At 71.3% G+C, this 13,057-nt stretch carries 9 protein-coding genes; 7 read left to right on the forward strand and 2 right to left on the reverse strand.

Going from position 1 to position 13,057, the window contains the following annotated elements:
• Positions 1–309 precede the first annotated feature (309 nt).
• Positions 310–1,215 carry an alpha/beta hydrolase gene (locus tag G6O54_RS08820; RefSeq protein WP_165223404.1) on the forward strand — a complete coding sequence of 302 codons (906 nt, stop codon included), beginning with the start codon at positions 310–312 and terminating at the stop codon, positions 1,213–1,215.
• Between the two features lie 227 nt (positions 1,216–1,442).
• On the opposite strand, the gene G6O54_RS08825 is transcribed toward G6O54_RS08820, so the two are convergent.
• Positions 1,443–1,844 carry a putative quinol monooxygenase gene (locus G6O54_RS08825; RefSeq protein ID WP_205678712.1) on the reverse strand — a complete coding sequence of 134 codons (402 nt, stop codon included), beginning with the start codon at positions 1,842–1,844 and terminating at the stop codon, positions 1,443–1,445.
• A gap of 227 nt (positions 1,845–2,071) precedes the next feature.
• Here G6O54_RS08825 and G6O54_RS08830 point away from each other — a divergent pair, with 227 nt between their 5' ends.
• The 4 genes from G6O54_RS08830 (at position 2,072) to G6O54_RS08845 (ending at position 8,643) form a co-directional block, all read left to right on the forward strand.
• Positions 2,072–5,545 carry a response regulator gene (locus G6O54_RS08830; protein WP_205678713.1) on the forward strand — a complete coding sequence of 1,158 codons (3,474 nt, stop codon included), beginning with the start codon at positions 2,072–2,074 and terminating at the stop codon, positions 5,543–5,545.
• 64 nt (positions 5,546–5,609) lie between these two features.
• Positions 5,610–6,437 (forward strand): CheR family methyltransferase, encoded by an 828-nt coding sequence (locus G6O54_RS08835; RefSeq protein ID WP_165223408.1) that lies wholly within the window; start codon positions 5,610–5,612, stop codon positions 6,435–6,437.
• Positions 6,434–7,012 (forward strand): chemotaxis protein CheB, encoded by a 579-nt coding sequence (locus G6O54_RS08840; protein ID WP_165223409.1) that lies wholly within the window; start codon positions 6,434–6,436, stop codon positions 7,010–7,012. Before G6O54_RS08835 ends, G6O54_RS08840 begins: the two co-directional genes overlap by 4 nt.
• Positions 7,009–8,643 carry an ATP-binding response regulator gene (locus tag G6O54_RS08845; protein WP_165223410.1) on the forward strand — a complete coding sequence of 545 codons (1,635 nt, stop codon included), beginning with the start codon at positions 7,009–7,011 and terminating at the stop codon, positions 8,641–8,643. Before G6O54_RS08840 ends, G6O54_RS08845 begins: the two co-directional genes overlap by 4 nt.
• Positions 8,644–8,738: 95 nt before the next feature.
• Here the strand turns inward: G6O54_RS08845 and G6O54_RS08850 are convergent, their stop codons facing one another.
• Entirely contained in the window at positions 8,739–10,097 is a 1,359-nt protein-coding gene (locus G6O54_RS08850; RefSeq protein ID WP_165223411.1) for a dienelactone hydrolase family protein, read from the reverse strand.
• A gap of 183 nt (positions 10,098–10,280) precedes the next feature.
• Between G6O54_RS08850 and G6O54_RS08855 the strand changes: the two genes are divergently transcribed.
• Both G6O54_RS08855 and G6O54_RS08860 read left to right on the forward strand, forming a co-directional pair.
• Complete coding sequence (locus tag G6O54_RS08855; protein ID WP_165223412.1) at positions 10,281–11,987, forward strand: aldolase/citrate lyase family protein; 1,707 nt, start codon at positions 10,281–10,283, stop codon at positions 11,985–11,987.
• A complete protein-coding gene (locus tag G6O54_RS08860) occupies positions 11,978–13,027 on the forward strand; it encodes an NAD(P)-dependent oxidoreductase (protein ID WP_165223413.1) in 1,050 nt (349 codons plus the stop codon). Before G6O54_RS08855 ends, G6O54_RS08860 begins: the two co-directional genes overlap by 10 nt.
• Positions 13,028–13,057: the final 30 nt, after the last annotated feature.

Here is a 13,057-nt window from a genome sequence, read left to right on the forward strand (position 1 = left end):
CCAGGCGCCGGCTGGCGATCGCGCCGGGGCCTGGTTCCCAACCGCATCGCGGGCCGCGTCAGGCGCAACAGAAACCGTCACGTCCGCATCCCGGGTGTGGGGCAGGCAATACCAACCTTTCATCTCGCCACCCTCGCCCTCCCGAAGGGCCGTGGCTCGAGCGTGGGCGTGATCCCGGCCGAGCTCTGGGCGGGCCATCTCGGCGCGACGAGGCCGCCCGACGACTCCCTTCCGCCTGGCGGTGATCGCCGCTATGGTGATCGTCGGGCCCGAACCCGCCACGATGACCGTCCGACCGGAGACGACGAAATGTCCATGCGCTTTCGCATCATGATCAATCTGGGGCTTCTTGCCGGGATCATCCCGGCCCCGAGCGCGCTCGCCCAGGAGCCGCCCGCCAGGGCGGCCGGCGACATCGTCACGCTCACGGACATCACCTACACGAAGGTCGGCGAGGCCGAGCTGAAGCTGGACATCACCGGCCCGAAGGAGGGGGGGCCCTATCCGGCGGTGCTCGTGATCCACGGCGGGGCCTGGCGCGGGGGGAACAAGAAGGATTGCCAGATCATCATGCCGGACCTCGCCCGGCACGGTTACGTGGCCGTCTCGCCCCAGTACCGGTTCTGCCCGAAGGAGCGGTTCCCGGCCCAGCTCGACGACGTGAAGGAGGCCGTCCGCTGGGTCAAGTCGCACGCCAAGGAGCATCGCGTCGACCCCAACCGCCTGGGCGCGATGGGCTTCTCCGCCGGCGGACATCTCGCGCTGATGCTCGGCCTCACCGGCCCGAGCGACGGGCTCGAAGGGGCCGGCCCTGACGCGGAAGGCAAGTCGGATACGAAGATCCTCGCCGTCGTCAACTTCTTCGGCCCGACCGACCTCGCGGCCGACGACATCCCGGCTCGCTCGCGGCCGCTGGTCGCTGACTTCCTCGGCGCGACCGCGAAGGAGAAGCCGGAGCTCGCGGCAAAGGCGTCTCCCCTGACCTTCGTTTCGAGCGGCGACGCGGCCATCCTCACCTTCCAGGGCACCAAGGATCCGCTCGTCCCGCATACCCAGGCTACGAAGCTGGCCGACGCCATGACCGCCGCCGGCGTGCCCGGCCGCGTCGAGCTCCTCCTGGGCGCCTCCCACGGCTGGGGCGAGCCGGAGCTGTCGCGCACCAAGGCGGAGACCTTCGCGTTCCTGGATCGTTACCTGAAAGCCGCGGGGAGGTAGCCTCCCCGGCCTCGGCTCGGACGACGGCGGCTTCAGCCCGTCGGAACCAGGGGCGTGGATCCCGCCGGCGGAAAAGCGGAGGCCGGCCGCAACGATCGGGCCGCCGATCTCTTCCGGCGGGCGAAGGCCGGGGGGGGAAGCCCCCGGAGGGCTGGCTGGCCCGGCCCCTCCTGCGCAGGCCCCTTGGCATGGGCACGCCCTGATCGACGGCTCGCGGCGCCCCTCGTTCAGCCCAGCAGCTTGAAGAAGGTGACGCCGCCCCCCTTGACGGTGCGGTCCTTGAGCTTGGCCCCCAGGGCCTTCATGTGGGGGGCCTTGCCGTGGGCGTCCAGGTCCGCCTGGCTGGACCAGATCTCGTAGAAGACGAACTCGGTCGGTTCGGACTTCGACTGGTGGAGGTTGTAGCAGATGCAGCCGGCCTCCTTGCGGGTCGGCTCGACGAGCGAGAGCAACGCCTCCTTCACCGCCTCGACCTCGTCCGCCCTGGCCTTGATCGCGGCCGTCAGGATGACCGCCCCTTCGGGCAATTCGGGGCGCTTCGCGCCGTCGGCCTGTACCTCAGCTCCCAGCATGGCCGCTCCCGCCAGGGTCGCCCCGGTCGTCAAGATCGTGCGTCGGTCGAGTCCCATCGTCGTTCGCTCCCGGCCCCCCGAGCCATTCGGGGCGAGCCCGGGACGAGCATACGACCTGCCGCGACGGGCCGCAAGCGGGCCTCGATCGCCGGGCGGGGCGGTTCTTTCGCCCCCAGGGGGGCGGCAGGGATGTTCCGGAGCAGGGCCCATTCCGTAGAATGCACTCCTCGAAGGGCCGCCCACACGTGATGTCGCGGCCGACGGGTTCGCGGTTCGGAGGCGGGATGCCGGAATCGATACGACGCGCCGCGGCGGAGGAGACGAGGGGCGGGCTCTTCGTGGGATTGCTCGCCGTGGTCCTCTCGTTCGCCGCGATGGGGGGGATCGCCTACTGGAACACCCGCACGCTCTACCTCGTCGCGCGGCAGGTCGTGGCGACGCACGACATCCTCTCCAGGCTCGACGGCATCATCTCGCTCATGAAAGATGCCGAGACCGGGCAGCGGGGTTACGTCCTCACCGGCGATGATCGCTACCTGGATCCGTACGTCTCGGCCCGGACGGTCATCGATCAGCGGCTCGGCGAGGTGGAGCGGCTGGTCGCCGACAACCCGGAGCAGGCCGCCCGCCTGCCCGCCATCAAGGAACAGGTTGCCGGCAAGCTGGCCGAGATGGCCGAGACGATCGAGGTGCGGCGGTCGCAGGGGTTCGAGGCGGCCCGGAAGATCGTGGTGACGGATCGCGGCAAGGAGGCCATGGATGCCGTCCGGACCCAGGTCGGCCGGATGCAGGAGGACGAGCGGGCGAGGCGCCAGCAACGGATCGCGGAGATGGAGTCCGCCTACAAGGTCGCGATCGCCAGCGGGGTCCTGACGGGGCTGCTCGGGACGGCCCTCTCGGGCTTCATCGCCCACCTGGTCCGCCGCCGGGCGATCGAGCGGAAGCGGCAGGAGTGGCTCCAGGCCGGCCAGATCGGCGTCAACGAGGCGCTGGCCGGCGACCGGCGGCTCGAGGAGCTCGGGGAGAGCGTGCTCGGGTTCCTGGCCGGCTACATGGGCGTCCAGGCCGGGGCCTTCTTCGCGGCGTCGGGGGGGCAGTTCCGCCGGGTGGCGACCCATGGCGTGCCCGCCGACGGGGACGTGCCCGCCGCCTTCCGGCTGGGCGACGGCCTGCTCGGGCAGGCGGCCGCGGACCGCCGCACGCGCCTGATCCGGGACGTGCCCGACGGCTACCTGACGATCGGCTCGGCGCTCGGGAGGGGCAGGCCGCGTCACCTCGTGATCGCCCCGGCCGTCGACGACGCCAGGGTCAACGGCGTCCTCGAGGTCGGCTTCCTCCACCCGCCCGACGGCCTGGTGCTGGACCTGCTGGATCGCGTCTCGCGGTCGCTGGGGGTGGCCGTGCAGTCGGCCAGCTACCGGACGCACCTGCAGGACCTGCTCGAGGAGACGCAGCGGCAGGCCGAGGAGCTGCAGGCGCAGGGGGAGGAGCTGCGGGTCTCCAACGAGGAGCTGGAGGAGCAGGGGAGGGCCCTCAAGGAGTCCCAGGTCCGGCTCGAGCAGCAGCAGGTGGAGCTCGAGCAGTCCAACAGCCAGCTCGAGGAGCAGACGGCCATCCTCGGCACCCAGCGGGACGACCTCCAGCGCGCCAAGGACGCGCTCCAGGTCCATGCCCGCGAGCTCGCCCGGGCCAGCCGGTACAAGTCCGACTTCCTGGCGAACATGTCGCACGAGCTGAGGACGCCGCTGAACTCGTCCCTGATCCTGGCGAAGCTGCTGGCGGACAACCCGACGGGGAACCTGACGGCGGAGCAGGTGGAGTACGCGGAGACGATCCGGTCCGCGGGCGACGACCTCCTGACGCTGATCAACGACATCCTCGACCTCTCGAAGATCGAGGCCGGGCACATGGACGTCCGCGCCGAGCCGGTCCGCATCGTCGACCTGGTGGACGGCCTGGCGCGGGTCTTCGAGCCGCTCGCCCGGGAGAAGGGGCTGGGCGCCCGGTTCGACGTCCGGCCGGGCTGCCCGGAGACGATCGAGACCGACCGCCAGCGGCTCGATCAGGTCCTCAAGAACCTCCTCTCCAACGCGGTCAAGTTCACGGAGTCCGGCGAGGTGCGGCTGGAGGCGGCCCCTCGCGAGGACGGGCGGATCGAGTTCGCGGTCGCGGATACGGGGATCGGCATCGCGGGGAACGAGCAGCAGGTGATCTTCGAGGCGTTCCGCCAGGCCGACGGGACCACCAACCGGAAGTACGGCGGGACCGGGCTGGGCCTGTCCATCTCCCGCGAGCTGGCGCGGCTCCTCGGCGGCGAGATCCGGCTCCAGAGCGAGCCCGGCAAGGGGAGCACGTTCACGGCGATCCTGCCGCGGACCTATCGCCCCCCCGAGCCGAGGAGGCCGGCCGCGGCCGCCCCCCCCAGCCCGACCGCGGTCGCCGACGCGGCCGCGGCCGAGCCCGTCGAGCCGGCCGCCTCGACGTCCTCCGCCCCCCGGCCGGCGGCCGCGCCGGTCGCGGCGAGGGCCCCCGCCCAGGTCCCGGACGACCGCGAGGTCCTGATCGGCGACCGCCGGACGCTCCTGGTCGTGGAGGACGACGAGGCGTTCGCCCGCATCCTCCGCGACCTGGCCCATGAGCTGGGCTTCCAGTGCCTGGTGGCCGCGACCGCCGAGCAGGGCCAGGCGATGGCCGTGCAGTACCTCCCCAGCGCCGTCGTTCTCGACGTCGGGCTCCCGGACCACTCCGGGCTCTCGGTCCTGGACCGGCTCAAGCACGACGCCCGGACCCGCCACATCCCCGTCCACGTCGTCTCCGCGGGGGACTACTCCCGGGTCGCCCGGGAGCTCGGCGCCGTGGGCTACATGCTCAAGCCGGTCAAGCGCGAGGAGCTGGCGCAGGCCCTCCGGCAGCTCGAATCCCGCCTGGCCCAGCGGATGCGCCGGGTCCTCCTGGTCGAGGACGACCCGGTCCAGCGGGACAGCCTGGGCAAGCTCCTCGGCTCGCACGAGGTGCAGACCGTCGGCGCCGGCACCGCCGCCGAATGCCTGGCCCTCCTCAAGGACTCGACCTTCGACTGCATGGTGCTGGACCTCTCGCTGCCGGACGCCTCGGGGTACTCGCTGCTGGAGACGCTCAGCCGCGAGGACACGTACTCGTTCCCGCCGGTCATCGTCTACACCGGCCGCGACCTCTCGCCCGAGGAAGAGCAGCGGCTCCGTCGCTACTCCAAGTCGATCATCATCAAGGGGGCGAAGTCCCCCGAGCGGCTGCTCGACGAGGTGACGCTCTTCCTCCATCAGGTGGTCTCCGAGCTGCCGGCGGAGCAGCAGGTGATGCTCGAGAAGGCGCGGAGCCGCGACGCCACGATCGAGGGCCGCCGCGTGCTGGTGGTCGAGGACGACGTCCGCAACGTCTTCGCCCTGATGCGCACCCTGGAGTCCCGCGGCGCCGTCGCGCAGGTGGCCCGCAACGGCCGCGAGGCCATCGCGGCGCTCGAGGCGACGATCGGCGACGCGGCCCCGGCGATCGACCTGGTGCTCATGGACGTGATGATGCCGGAGATGGACGGCCTGGCCGCCACCGCCGAGATCCGCAATCGCCCGGAGTGGAAGAAGCTGCCGATCATCATGCTGACCGCCAAGGCGATGAAGGACGACCAGGAGCGCTGCCTGGCCGCCGGCGCCGACGACTACATGGCCAAGCCGCTGGACGTCGAGAAGCTCCTCTCGCTCGTCCGGGTCTGGATGCCGCGATGAATGGGGAGGCGGGCCCCGGGGGGGCGTCACGAAGCGGACCGGGACGGCGTATGCGAGGATGGCCATGGACGAGAAGACCGAGGACATCGAGATCCGCCTGCTCCTCGAGGCGATCCTCCGCGCGTATCACTACGACTTCCGCGGCTACTCGATGGCGTCCATGAAGCGGCGGCTCGTGCAGGCCAGGGAGCACTTCGGCGTGCCCACATTCTCACGGCTCCAGGAGCTGGTGCTCCACGACGCCGCGACGCTGCCGCGGCTGATCTCGTTCCTCACGGTCCAGGTCAGCGACTTCTTCCGCGACCCGGACTACTTCCGGGCGATCCGGGAATCGGTCGTGCCGCACCTGAGGACGTACCCCTCGCTGAAGGTCTGGGTGGCCGGCTGCAGCGCCGGGGAGGAGCTGTACTCGCTGGCGATCCTCTTCCGCGAGGAGGGCCTGGAGGAGCGGACCCTCTTCTACGGCACCGACATCAGCCCCGAGGCCCTGGCCCGGGCCGAGGCCGGCGTCTATGCCATGGACCGGATCCCGACCTTCACGCGGAATCACAGGGCATCCGGGGGGAAGTCGTCGCTGTCGGACTACTACACCGCGGCCTACGGGTCCGCCGTCTTCGACCGCAGCCTGCGGAGGCGGGCGGTCTTCTCGGACCACAGCCTGGTGACCGACGCCGTCTTCGCCGAGGTGCAGCTCGTCTCCTGCCGGAACGTGATGATCTACTTCGATCGCGGCCTCCAGGATCGGGCCGTCGGGCTCTTCAAGGACTCGCTGGCCCGCAAGGGCTTCCTCGGGCTGGGGGCCAAGGAGAGCCTCCGCTTCTCCTCCCACGCCGACGCCTTCGCCGACTTCGTCCGCGAGGAGCGGATCTACCAGAAGCGAGGTGAGTGGTGAGCGCGGCGAGCACGCGGGCGATCGTCATCGGGACGTCGGCCGGCGCCGTGGAGGCGCTGCTGGCGATCCTCCCCCAGCTCCCCCGCGAGTTCCGCCTGCCGATCCTGATCGTCGTCCACCTGCCCGCCGATCGCGAGAGCCTCCTCCCCGGGCTGCTCGGGGCCCGCTGTCTGGTGGACGTCCGGGAGGCCGAGGACAAGGAGCCGATCGCGGCCGGCACGGTCTATCTCGCGCCGCCGGACTATCACCTGCTGGTCGAGGGCGACGGCTCGCTCTCGCTCTCCAGCGAGGAGCCGGTCCTCTTCTCCCGGCCGTCGATCGACGTCCTGTTCGAGTCCGCCGCCGACGCGTTCGGCCCCGGCCTGATCGGGGTCGTCCTCACGGGGGCCAACAACGACGGCGCCCGCGGCCTGCGGGCGATCATGGATGCCGGCGGGATCGGGCTGGTACAGCGCCCCGACCTCGCCTATTCTTCGACCATGCCGCAAGCGGCCCTGGACGCCTGCCCCGGCGCCCAGGCCCTCACCCTGGATGAGATCGCGGCCCGGCTCATGGAGGCACGGAGCGGCCCATGATCGACACCCCGATGGACCCCGTCCACTGCCTGCTCGTCGATGACCTGGAGGAGAACCTGCTCGCCCTCGAGGCGCTCCTGCGGCGGCGCGGGGTCGTGCTCCTGAAGGCCCGCTCCGGCTTCGAGGCGCTGGAGCTCCTCCTCAAGCACGACGTGGCCCTCGCCCTGGTGGACGTGCAGATGCCGGAGATGGACGGCTACGAGCTCGCCGAGCTGATGCGCGGCACCGAGCGGACCCGGCGCGTCCCCATCATCTTCCTCACCGCGGGCACCGCCGACCGCGAGCGCCGATTCCGGGGCTACGAGGCCGGCGCCGTGGACTTCCTCCAGAAGCCCCTCGATCCGGACATCCTGCGGATGAAGGCCGACGTCTTCTTCAACCTGGACCGCCAGCGCCGCGAGCTCGCCCGCCAGCGCGACGAGCTCCGGGCCGCGACCGAGGAGAACGCCCGGCTGCTGGCCGAGAGCCGATCCTACGCCGAGGCCCTGCGGCACGCCGACCTCCGCAAGGACGAGTTCCTGGCCACCCTCTCCCACGAGCTGCGCAATCCCCTCTCCGCGATCGCCGGCGCGGTGCAGATCCTCGGGGCCGAGGCGCTCGCCGAGCAGCACGACTGGGCCCGGCGCGTCATCGAGGCCCAGGTCGGCAACTTCTCCCGCCTGATCGACGACCTGATGGACGTCTCCCGGATCGCCAGCGGGAAGATCCGCCTCAAGCCCGAGCCGACGGACGTCCGCCCGATCCTGGAGCGGGCCGTCCACTCCGTCGGCCCGCTCGTGAAGGCGCGCGGGCACGGGCTGACCGTCGCGTTCGACCATGGCGACGCCGCGATCGTGGTGGACCCGACGCGGCTCGAGCAGATGGCCGTCAACCTGCTCAACAACGCCGCCAAGTACTCCGAGGACGGCGGCCGGATCGCGGTGCGGACCTCGCTCCGCGAGGGGACGTTCGTCCTCAGCGTCCAGGACACCGGGTTCGGATTCGAACCGGAACGGCTCCCCGAGATGTTCGAGCTCTTCACCCAGGACGACCGCTCCCTGGCCAGGTCGGAGGGGGGACTCGGCATCGGCCTGACCCTGGTCAAGCGGCTCGCCGAGCTGCACGGCGGCGGCATCGAGGCGGAGAGCGCCGGGCCGGGGCGGGGGAGCACCTTCACCATCACCCTCCCCGCGACGATCTCGGAACCTCCCGCGGACTCCTCGGCTTCCGCGCCCGTCGCGGCGAGCGACGGACCGGCCGGCCAGGGGGCGTCACGCCGGCGGATCCTCCTCGTCGACGACAACGTCGACGCCGCCTGGTCGATGGCCGAGCTGCTCAGGCTGGACGGCCACGAGGTGGAGATCGCCCATGACGGTCCCGCGGGCATCGAGCTCGCGGGGAGGTTCCTCCCCGACGTCGTCATCCTCGACATCGGCCTCCCAGGGATGGACGGCTACCAGGTCCTGCGTGCCCTCCGCGCCGACCCGAGCTGCCGCGGCGCCACCTTCATCGCCACGACCGGCTACGGCCAGGACCAGGACCGCGCCCGCTCGCGCGAGGCGGGCTTCCACCACCACCTGGTCAAGCCGATCGACCTGCACAGGCTGGCCGCGATCCTCTCCGGACCGGCCGGGGCGGACGGCGGGGCGTGATGACGTCCGGCCCGGCTACTCACGATCGAACCGCGCCCGCGGTGGAGGCCATCCTCGTGCTCCGGTATTCCCCGGATCGTCCCAGGTGCATGGCCTCAAGGATGAGTGTTGGGCTGATGATCCCGCCGGGGAAGAGACTTCAGCCACTCGATGGCCCGAGGCATCCCCTCATCGATCATCGACTCGTAATGGCCTCCCGCGGGGACGCTCGAAATCGAGACGTCCTTCTTCTTGGCGCGGAGCCTCTCGCCGAAGGCTCGGACCTTGCTGGCGAACCTCGCGTCGTCCTCTGCATAGAACAGGAAGATGGGACACGTCAGGTTGTCGTCATGTTGGGACGGATTGAATCGTCCGTAGAGGTCGGCGATCCCGTCGATGACCGGCGTGAGCATTTCCATGGCGTTGAGGGGGATGTGTTCCGGGAGAGCGGTCGCAGGTGCATAGGCCGCGCAGGCGGCGACGCGAGGCTCGTTCTCGGCGACCAGGAGGGCAAGCGTTCCCGCCGAGCTGTGACCGGCCACGAAGAGACGCTCCGGGTCGATCGTCGGGACGTGCCGGATGGCGTATTGAATCGCGTTGTGGGCGTTGATCAGTCCAGCCTGAGCCCGGAGGAAGTCCGAGCACGCCTTGACGGTCAGCTTCACGTCAGCCTCCGCGGCTTCCGTGAGCATGCCGTCCAGCTCGTAGGCCAGGACGGCCATCCCCGCGCGGGCGTACGGCAGGTGCTCGGCGCGAGCCGACTCGTGAAGGTCCATCCCGGCGATCAACTTCGAGCCCGCTCCGGTGATCAGGACGCACGGCAGTGAATGCGGGGCGTGCTCTCCGCCCGGCAGGTAGAGCCACAGCTTTCCCCGGTGACCGGGCCGGGGCTCCGCCTCGCCGGGCGGCGTGAGAATGGGGATCTCGCGGAACAGGATCCCGGGCTCGATATCGACGGCGGCCGTCGGCTCGCCGAACGAGGGCAACGTCCAGTCCGTCAGGTCGAGGCCCTCCGGCACCGTTTTCCTCGGGAGGATCCTCCCCTTCCGGGCGGAGTATTTCGCCGCTAGGGCGCGCTGCCGCTCCTGATCCTTCCGATGGCTGCGATAGAGGGGATAGACCTGGGCCCCCAGGATCACCAGGATGCCAGCGATCCCGAGGAGCATGCGGAGATTCCTGGGCAGGTCCCAGGACCGCTCGCTCGAGATCCGGCCGGCGGCCGGGCTGCGTGCCCCGGCCGGGCTCGAGGCTCCGGCTCCCGCGGGGCGGCCCGACCGGGCGGCGGCGACGGGCGAGTCGTCCTCTTCCCACCAGCCGGGCGAGGCCGTCCCCTGGTCGTCCGGGGTCTCGTCGGCGGGGGGCATAGGGACCTGCACACGCTCGCCGCACCGGCTGCACTTCACCCTCCTGCCGGCCCACTCCAGAGACGTCGAGTATCGCTTCGCGCAGCGGGGGCATTCGAAGGAGATGACCATGGCACGTCTCGAGTTATCGGTGGCCTTCGAGCGTCGAATGGAGAGGTGTTCGGACGATAAATGCGTCAACCGGATTCGTCAAGCCGAATGCCTGTGCGTCGGCACGGCCGTTCGACCCGGGCGATGATCGGCCGCTTGACTCCCCCTCGCCGGCACCCTAACGTGATGAGCACTGATCATCAGATGTGCGACCGCCCGGTCAAGGGCACCACCAAGCGGCGGGCTGAGGTCATGAATCCGGACGCCATCGGGAAACTGCGGGGCCGGCTCGCCGCCGACGTCCCCGCGCTTGGCCTCTGGGTGACGCTGGAGTCGCCGAGCATCACCGAGATGGCGGTGGGCCTGGGCCTGGACTGGGTCGTGATCGACGCCGAGCACGGCCACCTCGACTGGAAGGAGATCGTCGAGCACCTGCGGGCCTGCGCGCGGAGCGACACCGTCGCCCTGGTCCGGATCGCCGAGCTGAACGGCGGGCTGATCAAGCGGGCGCTCGACCTCGGCGCCGACGGCGTGGTCGTCCCCTGGGTCGAGTCCGCCGACCAGGTCCGCCGGGCCGTGGCCTGCGCGCGGTACGCTCCGGAGGGCACGCGTGGGATCGGCGCGGAGCGCGCGACCGGCTGGGGCGAATGCCTGGCGGAACACGCGGCGACGGCGAATGATCACGTCCTGGTCGTGCCGATCATCGAGACGGTGGGGGCGCTGTGCGAGGTCGAGGCGATGAGTCGGGTGGACGGCGTGGAGGTCTTCTTCTTCGGGCCCGCCGACCTGTCCGCGACGGTCGGCCATCGCGGGCAGTGGCAGGGGCCCGGGGTTGCGGAGGCGATCCTGTCGGCGAAGGACGTGTTCCGGCGGGCCGGGAAGCACTGCGGCGTGGTGGCGGCCGGCGAGGAGGACCTGGTGCGCCGTGGTCAGCAGGGCTTCCGGATGATCGGCGTCGGGCTCGACGGCGGCCTCTTCCTGGGGGCGTTGCACCGGGTCCTGAAGGCCGCGGGGCGAGATCGGCGCCTCGGGGCATCGCCGGCCCCGGGGCCGGCGTCGGCCCCCGGCCCCGTCCCGCTCGCCCGGCCGCCGGAGTCATTCCGGCCCGACCGGCCGGAAGTGATCGCCCCGGTCGGCTCCGGGCCCAGGACCGAGATCGAGCGCGGGGTCGTCTTCGAGTGCCTGGTCGGGACCCACAATCGCGCCCGCAACCTGACCACCGGGCTGGTCACGTTTGCCCCGGGCGCGGAGCTCCCCTGCCACACGCACCCGTTCGGCGAGTCGATCACGCTGGTTCGCGGCCGGGCCGCGATCGAGGCGGACGGCCGCGACTATGAGCTGGGCCCGCTGGACAACGCGGTCATCCCCGCGGGCCTGGCCCATCATGTCCGCAACCTGTCGGCTCGCGAGCCGGCGGTCTTCCACATCGCCATGGCGACGGACGCCCCGGTCCGGACCCTCGTCGAACGGCCCGTGCCGCGGACGTCGATGCCGGCGGCGTCGGCCGGCACGCCCGGCGCCGAGCGGATCAACCGGCATGCCACGGCCCCGAGGTTCGCGGCCGGTCCGAACACCGAGTTCATCGACTTCTTCAACGTCGACCTGATGGAGGGGATGGAGATGAGCGGCGGCTACGGCCTCTTCCACCCCGGCGGCCGGCTCCCGGCCCACATCCACGACTTCGACGAGTCGATCTGCATCCTCTCGGGCCGGGCGACGTGCGTCGTCGAGGGCCGGCGCCACGCCATGAGCGACGCCGCGACGGCCCTGCAACCGCGCGGGCGGGTCCATTACTTCATCAACGAGTCCGACGGGCCGATGGAGATGCTCTGGGTCTATGCGGGACCACGCCCGGAGCGGATCGTGGTGGACGAGGGCTGCGCGACCGCGGAGGGCGACCCATGGCGGTGAGCTTCACGGTGGGACTGACCGGCGATTTCATCGGCCCGGATGGCCGGCCGGTCTACCGAGACATCGGGCTGGACGTGCTCGAGGGCGTCCCCGGCATCGCGGTGGAGTACCTGGCGGAGCACCGGCCGGAGCTCGGGCCGGACCAGTCGGCCGGGCTTGCGGGCCTGATCGTCCTGACGCCCCGCGTGAGCGCCCGCAGCCTGTCGACGGCCGGCGACCTGCTGGCCCTGGGGCGGTTCGGCGTCGGCTATGACAGCGTGGACGTGGCCGCCTGCACGGCCGCGGACGTCGTCCTGTTCATCGCCGCGGGGGCCGTCGACCGCTCCGTCGCGGAGGCGACCGTCGCCTGGATGCTCGCCCTGACCCATCGGGTCCGCGCCAAGGACGCCCTCGTCCGCGCCGGCAAGTGGCAAGAACGCTCGGGCTACATGGGCTGCGAGCTCCGCGGCCGGACGCTCGGGATCATCGGCCTGGGGGGGATCGGCCGGGCGCTCCTCCCGCTGCTGGCCGGCTTCGGCATGAATCCGCCCCTGGCGTTCGACCCGCACGCGGATCCGGAGGCCGCCGCCGGGCTCGGCGTCCGGCTCGTGACGCTGGACGAGCTGATGGCGTCGGCGGACTTCGTCTCGATCCATTGCCCGCTCAACGACCAGACGCGCGGCCTGATCGGCGCCCGCGAGCTCGGGCTGATGAAGCCGACGGCCTTCCTGCTGAACACCGCCCGCGGCGGGATCGTGGACGAGGCCGCCCTCGTCGAGGTGCTCCGTGCGCGCCGGATCGCCGGTGCCGCGATCGACTGCTTCGCCGAGGAGCCGGTGACCCGGCCGCACCCGCTCGGCGAGCTCGACAACGTGCTCCTGTCCCCGCACTGCATCGCCTGGACGGACGAGCTCTTTCGCGACATCGGCCGCACGGTCTGCCTGGGCATGGTCGAGCTGGCGCAGGGCCGTCGGCCCCGCGGGGTCGTCAACCCCGAGGTGTTCGATCGGCCCGGCTTCCGGACGAAATGGGACAGGCTGAGGCTGGAAGGGCGGCGGTGATCGCGGTCGCGCGAGGGTGACCCGAGGAGG

Source organism: Aquisphaera insulae, assembly GCF_011064615.1.
Taxonomy (GTDB): Bacteria; Planctomycetota; Planctomycetia; order Isosphaerales; family Isosphaeraceae; genus Aquisphaera; species Aquisphaera insulae.